Source organism: Streptomyces thermoviolaceus (assembly GCF_045209695.1).
Lineage (GTDB): Bacteria > Actinomycetota > Actinomycetes > Streptomycetales > Streptomycetaceae > Streptomyces > Streptomyces thermoviolaceus.
Genome location: NZ_CP109280.1, coordinates 4,197,305 through 4,215,912, shown reverse-complemented (window position 1 = coordinate 4,215,912; position 18,608 = coordinate 4,197,305). Strand labels below are relative to the sequence as shown.

The 18,608-nt window shown below is 73.5% G+C and carries 13 protein-coding genes; 3 read left to right on the top strand and 10 right to left on the bottom strand.

From position 1 onward, the window contains the following. Positions 1 to 52: 52 nt before the first annotated feature. The 6 genes from OG899_RS18395 to hrcA form a co-directional block, all read right to left on the bottom strand. Entirely contained in the window at positions 53 to 3,196 is a 3,144-nt protein-coding gene (locus tag OG899_RS18395) for a S41 family peptidase (RefSeq protein ID WP_356847713.1), read from the bottom strand. Positions 3,197 to 3,420: 224 nt separating this feature from the next. Beyond that, a complete protein-coding gene (locus OG899_RS18390) occupies positions 3,421 to 4,023 on the bottom strand; it encodes a hypothetical protein (RefSeq protein WP_125497947.1) in 603 nt (200 codons plus the stop codon). 203 nt (positions 4,024 to 4,226) lie between these two features. Continuing rightward, positions 4,227 to 4,967, bottom strand: a complete 741-nt coding sequence (locus OG899_RS18385; RefSeq protein ID WP_125497946.1) for a 16S rRNA (uracil(1498)-N(3))-methyltransferase — start codon at positions 4,965 to 4,967, stop codon at positions 4,227 to 4,229. Then, positions 4,964 to 6,055, bottom strand: coding sequence for a nitronate monooxygenase (locus OG899_RS18380; protein ID WP_168131042.1), 1,092 nt, complete (start codon positions 6,053 to 6,055; stop codon positions 4,964 to 4,966). Before OG899_RS18380 ends, OG899_RS18385 begins: the two co-directional genes overlap by 4 nt. A 122-nt stretch (positions 6,056 to 6,177) precedes the next feature. After that, positions 6,178 to 7,314, bottom strand: coding sequence for a molecular chaperone DnaJ (gene dnaJ / locus OG899_RS18375; protein WP_125497944.1), 1,137 nt, complete (start codon positions 7,312 to 7,314; stop codon positions 6,178 to 6,180). Further along, positions 7,315 to 8,331 carry a heat-inducible transcriptional repressor HrcA gene (hrcA, locus tag OG899_RS18370; RefSeq protein WP_125497943.1) on the bottom strand — a complete coding sequence of 339 codons (1,017 nt, stop codon included), beginning with the start codon at positions 8,329 to 8,331 and terminating at the stop codon, positions 7,315 to 7,317. It abuts the gene before it with no gap. Between the two features lie 141 nt (positions 8,332 to 8,472). Between hrcA and OG899_RS18365 the strand changes: the two genes are divergently transcribed. Beyond that, on the top strand, positions 8,473 to 9,213 hold the full coding sequence (locus OG899_RS18365) for an MBL fold metallo-hydrolase (RefSeq protein WP_125497942.1): 741 nt from the start codon (positions 8,473 to 8,475) through the stop codon (positions 9,211 to 9,213). 31 nt (positions 9,214 to 9,244) lie between these two features. Next, positions 9,245 to 10,045 carry a DUF3097 domain-containing protein gene (locus tag OG899_RS18360; RefSeq protein WP_125497941.1) on the top strand — a complete coding sequence of 267 codons (801 nt, stop codon included), beginning with the start codon at positions 9,245 to 9,247 and terminating at the stop codon, positions 10,043 to 10,045. Positions 10,046 to 10,101: 56 nt separating this feature from the next. Here OG899_RS18360 and hemW read toward each other — a convergent pair whose 3' ends face one another. From hemW to lepA, 4 genes are all read right to left on the bottom strand, one after another. Continuing rightward, a complete protein-coding gene (hemW, locus tag OG899_RS18355) occupies positions 10,102 to 11,334 on the bottom strand; it encodes a radical SAM family heme chaperone HemW (RefSeq protein ID WP_125497940.1) in 1,233 nt (410 codons plus the stop codon). A 47-nt stretch (positions 11,335 to 11,381) separates the two neighbouring features. Then, positions 11,382 to 13,241 carry a SpoIIE family protein phosphatase gene (locus tag OG899_RS18350; RefSeq protein WP_125497939.1) on the bottom strand — a complete coding sequence of 620 codons (1,860 nt, stop codon included), beginning with the start codon at positions 13,239 to 13,241 and terminating at the stop codon, positions 11,382 to 11,384. A gap of 397 nt (positions 13,242 to 13,638) precedes the next feature. After that, a complete protein-coding gene (locus tag OG899_RS18345) occupies positions 13,639 to 15,513 on the bottom strand; it encodes a long-chain fatty acid--CoA ligase (RefSeq protein ID WP_125497938.1) in 1,875 nt (624 codons plus the stop codon). 330 nt (positions 15,514 to 15,843) lie between these two features. Then, positions 15,844 to 17,691, bottom strand: coding sequence for a translation elongation factor 4 (gene lepA, locus OG899_RS18340; RefSeq protein ID WP_373296014.1), 1,848 nt, complete (start codon positions 17,689 to 17,691; stop codon positions 15,844 to 15,846). A gap of 255 nt (positions 17,692 to 17,946) precedes the next feature. Here lepA and rpsT point away from each other — a divergent pair, with 255 nt between their 5' ends. Further along, the gene (gene rpsT / locus OG899_RS18335; RefSeq protein WP_125497936.1) at positions 17,947 to 18,213 is read left to right on the top strand and encodes a 30S ribosomal protein S20; all 267 of its coding nucleotides are present in this window, start codon (positions 17,947 to 17,949) and stop codon (positions 18,211 to 18,213) included. Positions 18,214 to 18,608 lie beyond the last annotated feature (395 nt).

Sequence of the window (18,608 nt, the reverse complement as noted above, 5' to 3'; positions counted from 1 at the left end):
CCGGGGGCCGGGCCGGGTCCGGACGGGTCCCCGGCCCGGCCCCCGGGCGCGGCTACGGCAGGCTCGGCGGCGTCTTCGCCGGGGTGGCCTCGAGGGCCTCCAGGGCGATGCGGATCGCCTCGTCCAGCTGGACGTCGCGGCCCGCGGCGTGGTCCTGGGGACGCTGCACCACCTCCACGTCCGGGTCGACGCCGTGGTTCTCGACCCCCCAGCCCCGGCCCTCGAGCCAGAAGGCGTACTTGGGCTGGGTGATCAGGGTGCCGTCGACCAGCCGGTAGCGGCTGTCGATGCCGATGACGCCGCCCCAGGTGCGGGTGCCGACGACCGGCCCGATGCCGAGGGCCTTGATCGCCGCGTTGACGATGTCGCCGTCGGAGCCGGAGAACTCGTTGGCGACGGCGACGACCGGGCCGCGCGGGGCGTCCAGCGGGTAGCTCTCCGGGCGCATGCCGCGCGGCACGTCCCAGCCGACGATCCGCCGGGCCAGCTTCTCCACCACCAGCTGGGAGGTGTGGCCGCCGCGGTTCTCCCGCACGTCCACGACGAGGCCCTCGCGGGCCACCTCCACCCGCAGGTCGCGGTGGATCTGCGCCCAGCCGGGCGCCTGCATGTCCGGCACGTGCAGATAGCCGAGCCGGCCGCCGGACCGTTCGTGGACGTAGGCGCGGCGGTCGGCGACCCAGGCGTGGTAGCGCAGCGGTTCCTCGTCGTCCAGGGGCACCACGACCGTGTGCCGCAGCTCCCCGCCGTCGGCCGGGGCGATCGTCAGCTCCACCGGTCTGCCGGCGGTGCCGACCAGCAGCGGGGCCGGCCCGGTCACCGGGTCCACGGGCCGGCCGCCGACCGCGACGATCGCGTCACCGGGGCGGACGGCGACCCCGGGCGCGGCCAGCGGGCTGCGGGCCCGCGGGTCGGAGGTCTCCGAGGGCAGGATCCGGTCGATGCGCCAGCTGCCGTCCTCGTGCCGGGAGATGTCCGCGCCGAGCAGGCCCTGCCGGGGGCCGTCGCCCCAGGCACCGTACGGCGTGACGTAGGCGTGCGAGGTGCCCAGTTCGCCGTGCACCTCCCACAGCAGGTCGACCAGGTCGTCGTGGGTGGCCAGGCGGTCCAGGACGGGCCGGTAGCGGTCGAGGACGCCGTCCCAGTCGACGCCGCCCATGTCGGCCCGCCAGAAGTGGTCCCGCATGATGCGGCCGGTCTCCTCGTACATCTGCCGCCATTCGGCGGCCGGGTCGACCGTCTGCCGGATCCGGCCGAGGTCGACGGTGATGTGCGAGTCGCCGTCGTCCTCGGCGGACGCACGCCGGTCGCTGGGGACGACCTTCAGCTTGCCGTCGCTCCACAGCAGGATGCGCTTGCCGTCGCCGGAGACCTCGAAGTGGTCGGCGCCGGCGGCGAGGTGCTCGATGCGCTGCTGGGCGAGGTCGTAGCGCTCCAGGTGGCTCTCCGGCTCCGGGTCGTCGGGCGTGGCCCGGGAGTCGCCGAGCACGCCGGTGACCGGATGGCGCAGCCACAGCACGCCGTCGCGGGCGGCGCGCAGGTTGGTGTAGCGGCCGGCCTCGACGGGGAACGGCACGATGCGGTCGGCCAGACCCTCGAGGTCGATCCGGGTCGCGGGGGTGCCCTCGCTGTCCGGGGTCTCCTCCTTCTCGGACACCTCGAAGGGCCGGCCGTGGCGCTGCGGGCCGAACGGGGACGGCGTGGTCGCCGCCAGGGTGATCAGATACGGCCGGGAGCTCTCCACGAACGCCAGATCGAAGACGTGCTCGTCGTAGACCGGGTCGAAGGAGCGGTGGGAGAGGAAGGCGAGGTGCTTGCCGTCCAGGGTGAAGGCGGGCGCGTAGTCGTGGAAGCGCAGCGGGGTCGCCTCGGTGACCGTCAGGTCGGTGGTGCTGGCCAGCCTGAGCTGGCTGAGCGGGCGCGGGCCGGGGTGGGACCAGGCCAGCCAGGCGGAGTCCGGGGAGAAGGCGAGCCCGGAGACGTCGCCGTACTCGCTGTGGTCGACCTCGCGGACCTCGCCGGTCTCCCGTTCGACGAGCAGCAGCCGTCCGTCGTGCGAGGCGACGGCGGCCCGGCTGCCGTCGGGCGCCATGGCCAGCTCCAGGACCCGGCCGAGCCGGCCGGCGGCGATCCGGCGCGGGGTCGCCGACGGTGCCAGGCCGGTGGCGGGCGCGAACTCCAGCGCGTCCTCGCCCTCGGCGTCCGTCACCCACACCACCCATTCCTCGCCCTCCAGGCGGAAGGTGCGCGGCAGCCGGGCCCGCACGCCCGGCTCGGCGGCCAGTGCGCGGGCCGGGCCGGAGCGGTGCGTGACCCAGTGGACGGCGCCGCGCACGGCGACCGCGCTGCCGCGGGCGGTGTGGTCGGGCGCGGCGGAGCCGAACCAGCGGGCGGCGTTCAGCGGGAAGGGCTGCAGGTCGACCCGGGGGCCGCCGAGCCGGATGTCCAGGCGGCGCGGCTCGGCGCCCTCCAGGTCGTCCAGGATCCACAGCTCGCCGGCGCTGGAGTAGACGACGCGGGTGCCGTCGGTGGCGGCGTGCCGGGCGTAGAAGCCGCCCAGCGGGGTGTGCCGGCGCAGGTCGGAGCCGTCGGCGAGGGAGGAGTACAGCGCTCCGGTGCCCTCGTGGTCGGAGAGGAACGCGATCCTGTCCCCCACCCATATCGGGTACTCGATGTTGCCGTCGAGGTCCGCGTGCAGCCGTACGAACGCGCCGTCGTCCCCGGCGTCGATCCACAGCTTGCCCGCCGTGCCGCCCCGGTACCGCTTCCACCAGGCCGCCTCGCGGCCCATCGTCGCGGAGAGCAGCACGGTGTGCGGCCCGTGGGCGACGTCACCGACCGGGCCGTAGGGCAGCGTGTCGGCGGGCCCGCCGTCCAGCGGGACGGCCCGCGCCCAGCTGCGGCGCAGGCTGGCCTGGCCGTGCGTGGACAGGGCGAGGACGCGGCCGTCGGGCGTCCAGCCGCGCACCTGGGTGCGCCAGCTGCCCCAGTAGGTCAGCCGCCGGGACGGGCCGCCGTCGACCGGCGCGACGTGCACCTCGGGTGCGCCGTCGCGGGTGGAGGTCCAGGCGACCGTGGTGCCGTCGGGCGAGATGCGCGGGTGGTTCACCGGCACGTTGTCGGCGCTGACCCGCCAGGCCCGGCCGCCGTCCAGGGGTGCGAGCCACACGTCGTCCTCGGCGGTGAAGGCGACCAACTCGCCGTGCAGATGCGGGAATCGGAGATACCCGGAAGAACCGGCCGGCGCGGAGGGCTCGGCCGGTGCGGTCGATACGGAGGTTGCGGACTGAGTCACCTGATCACCCTATGCAGCGGCGGCCGTCACGGACAGGGGGCCGAACCACTTGCCCGGCCGACCTCGCGGCCGCTCGCCCACCCCGACCGCCGGTGCATCCGACGCACCCTCAACCACCGTCGGTCTCATGCGACTTCCCCGTGCCGGCGGACGGGATCGCCCGGGCACGGGGCGGTGCGGGTGACGGGGACGGCGGACGCGGGCGGCCGACCGGTGTCGTCGGGCGGCCGGCAGGCGGTCGGGGCGCCGGGCGGCCGGTACGCGGGCGCGGCGCCGAGCGGCCGGTAGGCGGGGGCGGTGCCGGCGTCGCAGTCGCCGAGTCCGTCCGTGCGGAACAGCACCGCGCCGCCCACCCGCGCGGTCAGGTCGCCGCGCACGCAGACGCCGCCGACCGCCCGGGTGACCTCCCCGGTGACCGTGATCTCCCGGTCGTCGCGGGTGCGGCCCCGGCAGTCGACGGAGGCGATCGTGGTGCGCGAGGACGGTGCGGCGGCCGCGCCCGTGCCGGTGGCGTGGTCGTGGGCGGTGCAGGCCAGCCAGCGGACGGGCAGGTGCCGCCGGTGCAGTTCGGCGGTCGCGGTCTCGTCGGTGGTGTACGCCACCGCAGCGGCGTTCAGCCCGGCGGGATCGCAGGCGGCGACCCCGCAGACGGCGGCCGCGGCGAGAGCGGCCACCGCCGCCGCCCGGCGGCCGCGCACGGTACGGACGCTCCGTCCCTTCTCCCCCATGGGCCACACTCTGCCACTGCGCGGTCACGGACGGTAGGGCGCGTGTCGCGGGTCGCGAGCCGCGCACACCGGCGTGCGAGCGGGGTCCGCCCACCCGTGAGCCGGGCGGGCGGACGACGGTGCACCGGGCGCTCGCCTCGTGCGCCCAGTGTGCAGGCAGGCGGCACGGTGCGCGCGGGCGCACGCGCCGCGGAACCGGTGACTCAGCCCCAGCGGCCGGTGCGGCCCAGCAGCAGGGCGGCGGCCGCGACGCCCGCGGTCGAGGTGCGCAGCACGGTGGGCCCGAGGACGTACGGCTTCGCGCCCGCCTCGGCGAACAGCTGGAGCTCCTCCGGGGAGACGCCTCCTTCGGGGCCGACGACCAGCACGATCTCGCCCTCGGCGGGCAGATCGGCGGTGGCCAGCGGCTGCTCGCCGGTCTCGTGCAGCACGGCGGCGAAGTCCGCCCCGGCCAGGAGGTCCGCCACCTGTTTGGTCGTCGCCGCGTCCGCGACCTCGGGGAACCGTACCCGGCGGGACTGCTTGCCGGCCTCGCGGGCCGTCGCCCGCCACTTGCCGAGGGCCTTCACCCCGCGTTCGCCCTTCCACTGGGTGATGCAGCGGGAGGCGGACCACGGCACGATCGCGTCCACGCCGACCTCGGTCATGGTCTCCACGGCCAGCTCTCCGCGGTCGCCCTTGGGCAGGGCCTGCACGACCGTGATCCGCGGGGCGGGGGCGGGCTCCTCGTGCACGCCGTCCAGACCGCCGACGATCAGCCGGTCCTTGCCCTCGGTGGCCTCGACGACGCCCGCCGCCCAGTGGCCGCGCCCGTCGGTGAGCACCACGTCCTCACCGGGCCGCAGCCGTTTCACGGACACCGCGTGCCGCCCCTCGGGGCCGTCCAGGACGACCACGGAACCGCCGACCGCCAGTTCGTCGACCACGAACACCGGTGCCGTCATCGCGCGCCTCCTGTCGCGGTACGCCGCCCCGGCAGGGCGGCCTCGGCCTCGGCCAGCTCGGCGGCCAGCACCTCCACCAGCTCCCCCGCGGGCAGGGCGCGGGCCATGCGGTGCCCCTGCCCCGCCCACAGCGCCATGCCCTGGGTGTCCCCCACCGCGGCGGCGGCCTTGCGCAGCGGCGCGGTGAGGTGGTGGACGTCCGGGTAGGCGGCGGGCGCGTAGCGTCCGTGCTCGCGGACGAAGCGGTTGACCAGGCCGCGGGCGGGCCGGCCGGTGAAGGCCCGGGTGAGTTCGGTGTGCGGGTACAGCGGGTCGGTCAGGGCCCGTTTGTGCAGGTCGTGGGCGCCGGACTCGGGGGTGGGGAGGAAGGCGGTGCCCAGCTGGGCGGCGACGGCCCCGGCCGCGAGGACGGCGGCGATCTGGCTGCCGCGCATGATGCCGCCGGCCGCGATGATCGGCAGCCGCACCGCCTCGCGCAGCTGCGCGACGAGGGTGAGCACGCCCAGGCCGGCCCCGTCGTTCTCCGGCAGGTCGCGATGGGTGCCCTGGTGGCCGCCGGCCTCCACGCCCTGGGCGACGACCGCGTCCGCGCCGGCCTCCTGCACGGCCCGCGCCTCCTCCACGGTGGTCGCGGTGACCAGGACGTGGCTGCCCGCGCGGTGCAGGGCGTCGACGATCTCGCGGCCGGGGACGCCGAAGTGGAAGGAGACCACCGGGACGGGGTCGTCCAGGAGCACGGCGAGTTTGGCGTCGAAGCCGTCGTCCCGGCCGCCGCACTGCGGTTCGCCCAGCTCGGTCTCGTACCAGGCGGCCTCGCCGGCCAGCTGCTGCGCGTACAGGTCGACCGCACCCGACTCGGCCAGCTCCGGCTGCGGCATGAACACGTTCACCCCGAAGGGGCGTCGGGTCAGCCCCCGCAGCTGCTTGATCTCCTGGTACATGCCGTCGGCGGTCTTGTAGCCGGCGGCGAGGAATCCCAGCCCGCCGGCTTCGCACACGGCCGCGGCGAGCCGCGGCCCGGAGGGGCCGCCCGCCATGGGAGCCTGCACGATCGGGTGCGGGAAGAGATCGGTCAGTGCGGAGGACATGACGGCATGGTGTCATGTCCGCCCGACGGCTCCCAACCGGCCGCTTCTCCTGGACACGGCGACGGGCGGCCACGGCAGCTGCGTGCGTGACCGCCCGTCGGGCAAGACGTGCGTGCGCGGCCTCAGCGGCCGTTGAACGCGTCCTTCAGACGCGAGAACAGGCCCTGCTGGCCGGGCTGGAACTGCCCCTGCGGGCGCTCCTCGCCGCGCAGCTTGGCCAGTTCGCGCAGCAGGCGCTCCTGCTCGGGGTCCAGCTTGGTCGGGGTCTGCACCTCGACATGGACGACGAGGTCGCCGCGTCCGCCGCCGCGCAGGTGGGTCACGCCGCGGTTGTGCAGCGGGATCGACTGGCCGGACTGGGTGCCCGGGCGGATGTCGACCTCCTCCATGCCGTCCAGCGTCTCCAGCGGCACCTTGGTGCCCAGGGCGGCCGCGGTCATCGGGATGGTGACCGTGCAGTGCAGGTCGTCGCCGCGCCGCTGGAAGACCGGGTGCGGCAGCTCGTGGATCTCCACGTACAGGTCGCCGGCCGGGCCGCCGCCCGGTCCGACCTCGCCCTCGCCCGCGAGCTGGATGCGCGTGCCGTTGTCCACACCGGCCGGGATCTTCACCGTCAGGGTGCGGCGGGCGCGGATCCGGCCGTCACCGGCGCACTCCGGGCACGGGTTGGGCACGATGGTGCCGAAGCCCTGGCACTGCGGGCAGGGGCGGGAGGTCATGACCTGACCCAGGAAGGACCGGGTGACCTGCGAGACCTCACCGCGGCCGCGGCACATGTCGCACGTCTGGGCGCTGGTGCCGGGCGCCGCGCCCTCCCCGTTGCAGGTGGTGCAGACGACGGCGGTGTCGACCTGGATGTCCTTGGTGGTGCCGAAGGCGGCCTCGTCCAGCTCCACCTCCAGCCGGATCATGGCGTCCTGGCCCCGGCGGGTGCGCGAGCGCGGACCGCGCTGCGACGCCGTGCCGAAGAAGGCGTCCATGATGTCGGAGAAGTTGCCGAAGGCGCCGGCCCCGAAGCCGCTCGCGCCGCCCCCGCCGGACTGCGACAGAGGGTCGCCGCCGAGGTCGTAGACCTGCTTCTTCTGCGGGTCGGAGAGCACCTCGTAGGCGGCGTTGATCTCCTTGAACCGCTCCTGCGTCTTCGGATCGGGGTTGACGTCGGGGTGCAGCTCGCGCGCCAGCCGCCGGAAGGCCTTCTTGATCTCTTCCTGCGACGCGTCGCGACGCACGCCGAGAACGGCGTAGTAGTCCGTGGCCACTTACGACTCCGCCAGGATCTGTCCGACGTACCGTGCCACTGCGCGTACCGCTCCCATCGTTCCCGGGTAGTCCATGCGGGTCGGTCCGACCACGCCGAGCTTGGCGACTGCCTCGCCGCCCGAACCGTAGCCCACCGACACGATGGACGTGGAGTTGAGTCCTTCGTGGGCGTTCTCGTGACCGATGCGCACGGTCATGCCCGGATCCTGTGTCTCACCGAGCAGCTTCAGCAGGACGACCTGCTCCTCCAGCGCCTCCAGAACCGGCCGGATGGTGAGGGGGAAGTCGTGGGCGAAGCGGGTGAGATTGGCGGTGCCGCCGATCATCAGCCGCTCCTCGTTCTCCTCGACGAGCGTCTCCAGGAGCGTGGACAGCACCGCCGAGACCGTGCCGCGGTCCTCGACGTCGAAGCTGTCCGGCAGGTCCTCCACCAGCTGCGGCACGTCCCGGAAGCGACGGCCGGCGACCCGGCTGTTCAGCCGGGCCCGCAGGTCCGCGAGCGAGGTCTCCCCGAACGGGGCGGGGCAGTCGATCACCCGCTGCTCGACCCGGCCGGTGTCCGTGATCAGCACCAGCATCACCCGCGCCGGCGCGAGGGACAGCAGCTCCACGTGCCGCACGGTCGAACGGGTCAGCGAGGGGTACTGGACGACGGCGACCTGCCGGGTCAGCTGCGCCAGCAGCCGGACCGTGCGGGCCACCACGTCGTCGAGGTCGACGGCGCCGTCGAGGAAGTTCTGGATGGCGCGCCGCTCGGGCGCCGACATGGGCTTGACCCCCGCCAGCTTGTCGACGAACAGACGGTAGCCCTTGTCGGTGGGGATACGGCCCGCGCTGGTGTGCGGCTGGGCGATGTAGCCCTCCTCCTCCAGGGCCGCCATGTCGTTGCGGACCGTGGCCGGGGAGACGCCGAGGTTGTGCCGCTCGGTGAGCGCCTTGGAGCCGACCGGCTCCTCCGTGCCGACGTAGTCCTGGACGATGGCGCGGAGTACCTGAAGCCGCCGCTCGCTGAGCATCGCGCACACCTCCAGTGTCGTTCTCGGCTCTCCGCCCGTCCTGGCACTCGGCGCATACGAGTGCCAGCATTCCCGGGCCCAGTGTACGGCCGTCGGGTGCACCGACGGCAAGGCTGGTCGCACGAAGGCTAGCCTCTCGGCGTGACGGTGACGTGGGAAGAGGCGGGCTGGGAACGGCTGGCGCCCGGGGTTGGCCGCATCCGGCTGCCGGGGTGGGACTGCACGGCGGGGCTGGTCGTGGGGCCGGACGCGGCCCTGCTGGTGGACGCCGGGTCGAGCCTGGCGGAGGGCGCGCGGGTGGGTGCGGCGGCCCGGGCCATCGCCGGCGGCGCCGTGAGGTTTCTCGCGCTGACCCATCCGCACTTCGACCATGTCTTCGGGGCGGCGGCCGTCGAGGGCGCGGAGATCTACGCGGCCCGGGGCGCGGGGTGCGGCCGCGGGGTGTACGACGACGAGCGCGGGCGCGCTGAGCTGGTCGAGGACGCGGTGCGCAACGGGCTGGACCGGCGGGTGGCCGAGGAGGCCGCGGCGGCGCTGGTGCGGCCGGGCCATGTGGTGTCCGCTCGGCTGGTGCTGCCGCTCGGCGGCCGTCGTGAGGCGGTGCTGGCGGACGTGGGCCCGGGGCACACCGGGCACGACCTGGCGGTGCTGGTGCCGGGGGATCCCGCCGTGGTGTTCTGCGGGGACCTGGTGGAGGAGTCCGGCGAGCCGCAGGCCGGCCCGGACGCCGTGCCGTCCGGCTGGCCGGCCGCCCTGGACCGGCTGCTCGCCCTGGGCGGCGAGGACGCGCTGTACGTGCCCGGTCACGGAGCGGTGGTGGACGCGGCCTTCGTCCGGGCCCAGCGGGACGCTCTGGCCGCCCGCTTCGGCGTGTCGCGGTGATCCGCGCGGCGCTTTGCCTATCGTCACTCGAATGCGGCAGTACTCCCCCGATCTGACCCCACCGTGGAAGAAGCCCCGGCCCGTGCCGGAGGTGCCGGCCGAGCCGGGCCTGGTGGTGGAGGAGCCCGGCTCCGGCTTCTGCGGGGCGGTGATCGGCTGCGAGGCGGGCACCGTGACGCTGGAGGACCGCTTCGGCCGGCACCGCGTTTTCCCGCTGCAGCCGCGGGGGTTCCTGCTGGAGGGGCGCGTGGTGACGCTGGTGAAGCCGGCCTCGGGCCCGGGGCGCCCGGCGCGCACGGCCTCCGGCTCGGTCGCGGTCCACGGCGCCCGCGCCCGCGTCGCCCGCGCCGGGCGCATCTACGTCGAGGGCCGGCACGACGCCGAGCTGGTGGAGAAGGTGTGGGGCGACGACCTGCGCGTCGAGGGCGTGGTCGTGGAGTATCTGGAGGGCGTGGACGAGCTGCCGGCGATCGTGGAGTCCTTCGCCCCGGGGCCGCAGGCGCGGCTCGGGGTGCTGGTGGACCATCTGGTGCCGGGCTCGAAGGAGTGGCGCATCGCGCAGGCGGTGAGCGACGAGCACACGCTGGTGGTGGGCCACCCCTACATCGACGTCTGGCAGGCGGTGAAGCCGTCGTCGCTCGGGATCGGGGCGTGGCCCGAGGTGCCGCGCGGGCAGGACTGGAAGACGGGGGTGTGCCGGGCCCTGGGCTGGCCGGAGCACACGGGCGCGGCCTGGCAGCGGATCCTCGGGCGGGTGCGGTCCTACAAGGATCTCCAGCCGGAGCTGCTGGGGGCGGTCGAGCGGCTCATCGACCATGTGACGGCGCCCTGAGCGGCGCCCGGCCGCCCGTCCCGGAGGCGGGCGGCCCGCTGTCGCGAGGGGACCGGTCAGTCCACCAGGTCGCGGACCACCGCGTCGGCGAGCAGCCGGCCCCGCAGGGTCAGCGCGGCGCGGCCTTCCTCGTAGGGGCCGGGCTCCAGCAGGCCGTCGGCGAGGGCGCGCCGGGAGGCGGCCAGCCCCTCGGGCCGCAGCAGGGACAGCGGCACCCCGTCCCGCAGCCGCAGCTCCAGCAGGATGCGCTCCACCCGGCGGTCCTCGTCCGTGAGCACCTCGCGCCCGGCGCCCGGGGAGCGGCCCTGCGCCAGCGCCGCGGCGTACGCGCCGGGGTGCTTGACGTTCCACCAGCGCACGCCGCCGACGTGGCTGTGGGCGCCCGGTCCGGCGCCCCACCAGTCGGCGCCGCGCCAGTACAGCTCGTTGTGCCGGCAGCGGGCGGCGGGCGACGCGGCCCAGTTGGACACCTCGTACCAGGTGTAGCCGGCCGCGGTGAGCACGTCCTCCGCGAGGAGGTAGCGGTCGGCGTGCTCGTCGTCGTCGGTCATCGGGATCTCGCCGCGGCGGATGCGCCCGGCCAGCCGGGTGCCCTCCTCCACGATGAGGGCGTAGGCGCTGATGTGGTCCGGGCCCGCGCCGATGGCCGCGTCCAGGGAGGCCCGCCAGTCCTCGTCCGACTCGCCGGGGGTGCCGTAGATGAGGTCGAGGTTGACGTGCTCGAACCCGGCGGCGCGGGCCTCGGCCACGCAGGCCTCGGGGCGGCCGGGGGTGTGGGTGCGGTCGAGGATCCGCAGCACGTGCTGCCGGGCGCTCTGCATGCCGAAGGAGATCCGGGTGAAGCCGCCCTCGCGGAGGGTGGCGAGGTAGGCGGGGTCGACGGACTCCGGGTTGGCCTCCGTGGTGACCTCGGCGTCCGGGGCGAGGCCGAAGGTGTCGCGGACGGCGTCCAGCATCCGCACCAGGTCGTCCGCCGCGAGCAGGGTGGGCGTGCCGCCGCCGACGAAGACCGTGCCGACCTCGCGCGGATCGTCGCCGAGGACCTTGCGGGCGAGGCGGATCTCGTCGATGAGCATCTCGGCGTAGTTGTCGCGGGAGGCGAGCACGCCACCGGTGCCGCGCAGCTCGGTGGCGGTGTAGGTGTTGAAGTCGCAGTAGCCGCAGCGGGTGGCGCAGTAGGGGACGTGCAGGTAGAAGCCGAGGGGGCGGTCGGCGGCCCCGGCGAGCGCGGACGCGGGCAGTGCGCCGTCGGCGGGGACGGGCTCGCCGTCGGGGAGTGCGGAAGGCATGGGGTCCATTGTCCCGCACCGCCGGGCGGTCCTTCGCTGGTGCGCCGTCACTCGGCCTGGAGCACCAGCAGGGCCAGGTCGTCCTCGGGCGGCCGTTCGCCGAAGTCGTGCACGAGGCGGCGGATGCGCTCGGCGACGGCGTCCGCGTCCAGCCCGGCGCAGCCGGCGAGAGCGGCGGCGAGGCCGTCGCCGTCGTCGAACTGACGGGAGCCGCACCGGCGCTCGGTCACCCCGTCGGTGACGCACAGCAGCGTGTCGCCGGAGTGCAGCTCGAACGTGTCGCAGGTGTAGGTCTCGTCCTCGATCACCCCGAGCAGGGTCTGCGGCCGGGCGACGGTGCGGACGTCGCCGGAGCGGGTGAGGACCAGCGGCAGCGGATGCCCGGCGCTGGCCAGGGTGCAGCGCACCCCGCCGCCGCGCAGGGGGACGAGTTCGCCGTAGAGCAGCGACAGGAAGCGGGTCTGCGGGCCCTCGCCGGCGACCGGGCCGGCCAGGGCGCGGGCGGCGGCGTCGGCGGCCTCGATGGCGTCGTCCAGCAGGAGCTGGTTGAGGCGGTCCAGGACGTCGGCGACGCCGTAGCCCTCGCGGGCCAGCAGTCTGAGCCAGGGGCGGGCGAGGCCGATGACGACGGCGGCCTCGGGCCCCTTGCCCTGCACGTCGCCCACGGCGAAGCACCAGCGGCTGCGGCCGGCCGGGAACAGGTCGTAGAAGTCGCCGCTGGGGCCGCCCTGGTCGCAGGGCTCGTAGACGAGGGCGCTGCGCAGGCCGGGGATCTCCGCGACCGCGCCGGGCAGCAGGCCGCGCTGGAGCACGGCGCTGATGGTGGCCTGGCGGGCGTACTGCCGGGCCGCGCCGATGCCGAGCGCGACCCGCCGGCTGAGGTCCTCCACCAGCCCGGTGATCTCGTCGGGGAACCGCAGCAGGCCGGCCCGCCCGATGACGAGGGTGCCGAGCGGGCGGCCGCCGGCGACCAGCCGGTAGGCGAGCGCCGCGCCCTGCGCCTCGTGCGGGCCGAGCGCGTCGCCGGGCCAGGGGTAGGGCTCGGGGCCCGCGGCCGGGTCCTCGGAGGGACGCGGCGGGTCCTTCTCCAGGGCGCGGCGCAGTTCCTCGATGCGGTTCTCGCTGCCGTGCCAGACCCGGGCCAGCCGGGCCCCGGCGCCCTGGACGCCGCGGAGCGCGGCCTCGTCCTCGAGCCACACCGCGCACCAGTCGGCGAGCCGGGGGACGAGGAGCTGCCCGGTCAGGACGGCGACCAGGTCCTCGTCGAGCTGCCCGGCGAGCAGGTCGGAGGCCTCGGCGAGGAAGGACAGCGCGCCGCGGCCCAGCCACTCGTGGTCGCGTCCGGCGCGCTGCGGCTGGGGCGCGAGCTGCTCGGCGACGCCGAGGGCGGGCTCGTCGGCGTACGGCTCGGTGCCGGGGGCGCGGTGGACGGGCAGCCGCGCCCAGACGGTCTTGGCGCCGGTGCGGTAGGTGACGCCCCACTCGTCGGCGAGCGCGGTGACCAGGCGCAGGCCCCGGCCGTACTCCGGGACGTCGCCGTCCGTGTCCCCGGTGTGCCGGGCGGGGGCGCGCGAGGGGTGGCGGTCGGACACCTCGACGACGCAGCTGCCGGAGTCGGGCTCCAGCCGGCAGACCAGGTCGACGTCGGTGCCGGCGTGCACGACGGCGTTGGTGACCAGTTCGCTGACCACCACCACGACCTCGTCGGCGAGGCGGTCGGGCACGGTCAGGCCGCGCTCGCGCCATCCGGCGAGCGCCGTGCGGGTCAGGCCGCGGGCGTTGCCCGGGGCGAGGGGTCCGCCGGGGAAGGTGGCCCGCGCCTGGGTGCCGCCGTCCTCGCCGTGCGGGCGTGCGGAGCCCCCGGGGGCGGGGGACCCGGTCTCGCGCTGTGTCGGAATGACCCCCATCTGCGGCTCCCGGGCGTGCGCACACCATCGGACTGTCGGGGACAGGGTGACAGAACGACTGCGCCCATAAGCACCGAGTTACCGAAGTGGCCGAACGAAGACGCGAAGTGCCCCCGGGAGTCGGTCAGAAGTGGTCAGATTCAGTCGTCATCAGACAGAAGAAGGAGCGGAACGAAAGGGTCGGCCCCCGGCCCGCACGCCGTCACGGGTGCGGGACAGGGGCCGGGTACTCCGTCACGGGTGCGGGCGAAGGGCCCGGTACTCCGTCACAGGTGCGGGCCAGGGGCGCGGCACTCCGTCACAGGTGCGGGCCAGGGGCGCGGCACTCCGTCACAGGTGCGGGCGAAGGGGCCCGGTACTCCGTCACAGGTGCGGGCCAGGGGCGCGGTGCCGGTGCTCACGCCTCCCGCGTGCCCGCGTACATCTCGTCGATCAGGTGCTTGTACGTCCGCTCGACCACCGGCCGCTTCAGCTTCAGGCTCGGGGTGATCTCACCGTGCTCGACGTCGAGGTCGCGCGGCAGCAGACGGAACTTCTTGATCGTCTGCCAGCGCTGCAGGCCCTGGTTGAGCTTCTGGACGTAGCCGTCGATCAGCTCGACGGTCTGCGGGGCGGCGACGACCTCGGCGTACGACTTGCCGGCCAGGCCGTTGTCCTTGGCCCACTCCAGGATCGCCTCCTCCTCCAGGGCGATCAGGGCGGTGCAGTAGTTCCGGTCGGCGCCGTGGACGAGGATGTTCGACACGTACGGGCACACCGCCTTGAACTGTCCCTCGACCTCGGCCGGCGCGATGTACTTGCCGCCGGAGGTCTTGATGAGGTCCTTCTTGCGGTCGGTGATGCGCAGATACCCGTCCGGGGACAGCTCGCCGATGTCGCCGGTGTGGAACCAGCCGTCCGGCTCCAGCACCTCCGCGGTCTTGTCCGGCAGCTTGTGGTAGCCCTGCATGATGCCGGGGCCGCGCAGCAGGATCTCGCCGTCCTCCGCGATGCGGACCTCGGTGCCGGGCAGCGGCTTGCCCACGGTGCCGGTGCGGTAGGCCTCGCCGGGGTTGACGAAGGAGGCGGCGGAGGACTCGGTCAGGCCGTAGCCCTCCAGGATGTGGATGCCGGCGCCGGCGAAGAAGTAACCGATCTCCGGGGCCAGGGCGGCGCTGCCGGAGACGCAGGCGCGCAGCCGGCCGCCGAACGCCTCGCGGATCTTGGAGTAGACGAGCGCGTCGGCGATCTTGTGCTTGGCGGTCAGCCCGGCGGGCGCGGAGCGCACCCCGGTGCGCTGGAAGGTGTCCTGGGTGACCTTGGCGTACTCCCGGGCGACTCCGGCGGCCCACTGGAAGATCTTGTACTTGGCCGCGCCGCCCTCGCGGGCCTTGGCGGCGACGCCGTTGTATACCTTCTCGAAGATGCGCGGCACGGCGGCCATGTAGGTGGGCTGGACGACCGGAAGATTCTCGATGATCTTGTCGACGCGGCCGTCGACGGCGGTGACGTGCCCGACCTCGATCTGCCCGGAGGTGAGGACCTTGCCGAAGACGTGGGCGAGCGGCAGCCACAGGTACTGCACGTCGTCGGGGCCGATCAGGCCGGTGGCGGCGATGGCCTTGGCCATGTACGACCAGTTGTCGTGCGGCAGCCGCACGCCCTTGGGCCGGCCGGTGGTGCCCGAGGTGTAGATGAGGGTGGCGAGCTGGTCCTTGGTGAGCGCGCCGACCCGCTCCTTGATCACCTCGGGGTGCTGCTCCAGGTAGGCCGCCCCGCGGCGCTCCAGCTCGGCCAGGGTGAGCACGAAGTCGTCGGTGTCCACGCCCTCGGCGTCGATCACGACGACGTGGTGCAGGTCGGGCAGTTCGGCGCGGTGGTCGAGGGCCTTGGCGAGCTGATCGGCGTTCTCCGCGACGAGGACCTTGCTCTCGGAGTCGGAGAGGATGAACACCGACTCGTCGGCGTTGGTCTGCGGGTAGATCGTGGTGGTGGCCGCGCCGGCGCACATGATGCCGAGGTCGGCCAGCAGCCACTCCACGCGGGTGGTGGAGGCCAGCGCCACCCGCTCCTCGGGCTGCACGCCCAGTTCGATGAGACCGGCGGCGACGGCGTAGACCCGTTCGGCGGCCTGCGCCCAGGTCAGCGACTTCCAGTCGTCCGGGCCCTGCCCCGAGGCCGGCGGCACCGGGTAGCGGTAGGCCTCCGCGTCCGGGGTGGCGGCCACGCGCTCCAGGAAGAGGGCCGCCACGGACGGCGGACGGTTCTCGATCAGGGTCTGTGCGTCGCTCACGACATCCTCCGGGCCCGCGACAGTGCGGCTGGCTCAACGTACGGCTGGGTTGACTCGAATGATTCGGGCAGGTGTTCGATTGACGGGGTGGGATCGACGACAGGGCGACAGGATGTCCCCGCGCCCCGGCCGGGCGTTGTTTAACTCGCGAGTAACTATCGGGCAGGGACAGAGTAAGGGCCGACCGCCCGGTACGTAAGGGGCTGCGGCCTGTCACTTCGTACACATCGGGGGCACCCCGACGCACAGGGGCCCGCCGCACTTTCGTACGGCGGGCCCCATTTCACCCGCTTCGCCGCGCCGCCACCGGACGCCACGGGCTACCCGCGGTTACTTCTTGCCCTTGCCCGATCCCGCGCTGTCATCGCTGGAGAGCACCGCGATGAAGGCCTCCTGCGGAACCTCCACGGAACCCACCATCTTCATGCGCTTCTTGCCCTCCTTCTGCTTCTCCAGCAGCTTGCGCTTGCGGGAGATGTCACCGCCGTAGCACTTGGCGAGGACGTCCTTGCGGATGGCGCGGATGGTCTCGCGGGCGATCACCCGGGACCCGATCGCGGCCTGCACCGGCACCTCGAAGTTCTGCCGCGGGATCAGCTCCTTGAGCTTGGCGACGAGCCGCACACCGTACTGGTACGCCTGGTCCTTGTGGGTGATCACCGAGAAGGCGTCCACCTTGTCGCCGTGCAGCAGGATGTCGACCTTCACCAGGGAGCTGCTCTGCTCGCCGGTGGGCTCGTAGTCCAGGGACGCATACCCGCGGGTCTTGGACTTGAGCTGGTCGAAGAAGTCGAACACGATCTCCGCGAGCGGGAGGGTGTAACGGATCTCGACGCGGTCCTCGGACAGGTAGTCCATGCCGAGCAGGGTGCCGCGCCGGTTCTGGCACAGCTCCATGATCGCGCCGATGAACTCGGTGGGCGCCAGGATGGTGGCCCGCACCACCGGCTCGAACACCTCGCGGATCTTGCCCTCGGGGAACTCGCTGGGGTTGGTGACGGTGTGCTCGGTGCCGTCCTCCATCACCACCCGGTACACCACGTTGGGTGCGGTGGCGATCAGGTCCAGACCGAACTCGCGCTCGAGCCGCTCACGGATCACGTCCAGATGCAGCAGGCCGAGGAAGCCGACACGGAAACCGAAGCCGAGCGCGGCGGAGGTCTCCGGCTCGTAGACCAGCGCGGCGTCGTTCAGCTGCAGCTTGTCCAGGGCGTCGCGCAACTCCGGGTAGTCGGAGCCGTCCAGCGGATACAGCCCGGAGAACACCATCGGCTTGGGGTCCTTGTAGCCGCCCAGCGGCTCCTCGGCCCCCTTGTTCTGGCTGGTGATCGTGTCACCGACCTTGGACTGACGGACGTCCTTCACACCGGTGATCAGGTAGCCCACCTCGCCGACGCCCAGGCCGTCGGCCGGCAGCATCTCCGGGGAGTTGACGCCGATCTCCAGCAGCTCGTGCGTGGCACCGGTGGACATCATCCTGATGCGCTCACGCTTGTTGAGCTGCCCGTCCACGACACGCACGTAGGTCACCACACCCCGGTAGGGGTCGTAGACCGAGTCGAAGATCATCGCGCGGGCGGGGGCGTCGGCGACACCGACCGGGGCCGGGATCTGCTCGACCACCTTGTCCAGCAGCGCCTCCACGCCCACACCCGTCTTCGCGGAGACCTTCAGCACGTCGTCCGGCTCGCAGCCGACCAGGTTCGCCAGCTCCTCGGCGAACTTCTCCGGCTGCGCGGCCGGCAGGTCGATCTTGTTGAGCACCGGGATGATCGTGAGGTCGTTCTCCATCGCCAGGTAGAGGTTGGCGAGGGTCTGCGCCTCGATGCCCTGGGCGGCGTCGACCAGAAGGATGGTCCCCTCGCAGGCCGCGAGCGACCGCGAGACCTCGTAGGTGAAGTCGACGTGCCCCGGGGTGTCGATCATGTTGAGGATGTGCGTGTTGCCGGGGTCGTGGGTGGGAGCCCACGGCAGACGCACCGCCTGGGACTTGATCGTGATGCCGCGCTCGCGCTCGATGTCCATGCGGTCGAGGTACTGAGCGCGCATCTGCCGCTGCTCGACCACCCCGGTCAGCTGGAGCATCCGGTCGGCGAGCGTGGACTTGCCGTGGTCGATGTGCGCGATGATGCAGAAATTGCGGATCAGTGCCGGGTCCGTACGGCTCGGCTCGGGCACATTGTCAGTGGTCGCGGGCACGCAGGGTCCTGTCTCTTGAGGCGCCTTATGCCTCGGGTCGGATCGATACGTAGTCTCCATGGTCCCACGACGGACGGCGGGAGCGGGTTTGGGCCACGACAAGCGCCGCTGCTAGTCTGACTGGCTGTGCCTCATGCTCGTTCGGCATGCCCGCTCGGTCGCGAGGCGCGATTCACAGAAAACACCGGCACGGGACCCGCACGGGCCCGGGCCAGAACTTGAAAAGGCTCTTTCGTGGCGAACATCAAGTCTCAGATCAAGCGGATCAAGACCAACGAGAAGGCCCGGCTGCGCAACAAGGCCGTCAAGTCCTCCCTGAAGACCGCGATCCGCAAGGCTCGCGAGGCCGCTGCCGCGGGTGACGTCGAGAAGGCCACCGAGCTGCAGCGGGCTGCCGCGCGCCAGCTGGACAAGGCCGTCTCGAAGGGCGTCATCCACAAGAACCAGGCCGCCAACAAGAAGTCGGCCCTGGCTCGGCAGGTCGCGGCCCTCAAGGGCTGAGGCTCCTTTGATCTGACCGCCGGAAGGACCCGGGCGGGCCCTCTCTCATCCGCCCCCGACCGGCACCACACCATCCCGAGCCCGTACGCGGCCTGCGTTCGCCACGCGGGTACGGGCTCACCTTGCAGACCTTGGGCCCCGGAGGTCTCCCCTATCCCCAGGGGGAGGCTTGCCAGGGCCTTTGGTTTTCCAGGGGGTGGGGGTTCTGGGCTTGGGGCTTCGTTCTTCTGGTTCCGGCTGTTCCGGGCCGGTGATCGTTTCCTGAGGGCCGGGTGATCGTCCCGCCGACCGGCCGCGGTCGGACGGGCGGGCGTGACCGGACGCGCGGCCGCGGTCGGACGGGCGGGCGCTGTCGGACGCGCGGCCGCGGTCGGACGGGCGGGCGCGATCGGACA

Excerpts from the sequence above, each read along its gene's own strand:
- hrcA (WP_125497943.1), bottom strand. The coding sequence starts at position 8,331 with ATGCTCAGCGAGCGGCGGCTTCAGGTACTCCGCGCCATCGTCCAGGAC.
- OG899_RS18350 (WP_125497939.1), bottom strand. The coding sequence starts at position 13,241 with ATGGGGGTCATTCCGACACAGCGCGAGACCGGGTCCCCCGCCCCCGGG.
- hemW (WP_125497940.1), bottom strand. The coding sequence starts at position 11,334 with ATGCCTTCCGCACTCCCCGACGGCGAGCCCGTCCCCGCCGACGGCGCA.
- OG899_RS18360 (WP_125497941.1), top strand. The coding sequence starts at position 9,245 with ATGCGGCAGTACTCCCCCGATCTGACCCCACCGTGGAAGAAGCCCCGG.
- OG899_RS18380 (WP_168131042.1), bottom strand. The coding sequence starts at position 6,055 with ATGTCCTCCGCACTGACCGATCTCTTCCCGCACCCGATCGTGCAGGCT.
- OG899_RS18385 (WP_125497946.1), bottom strand. The coding sequence starts at position 4,967 with ATGACGGCACCGGTGTTCGTGGTCGACGAACTGGCGGTCGGCGGTTCC.
- OG899_RS18390 (WP_125497947.1), bottom strand. The coding sequence starts at position 4,023 with ATGGGGGAGAAGGGACGGAGCGTCCGTACCGTGCGCGGCCGCCGGGCG.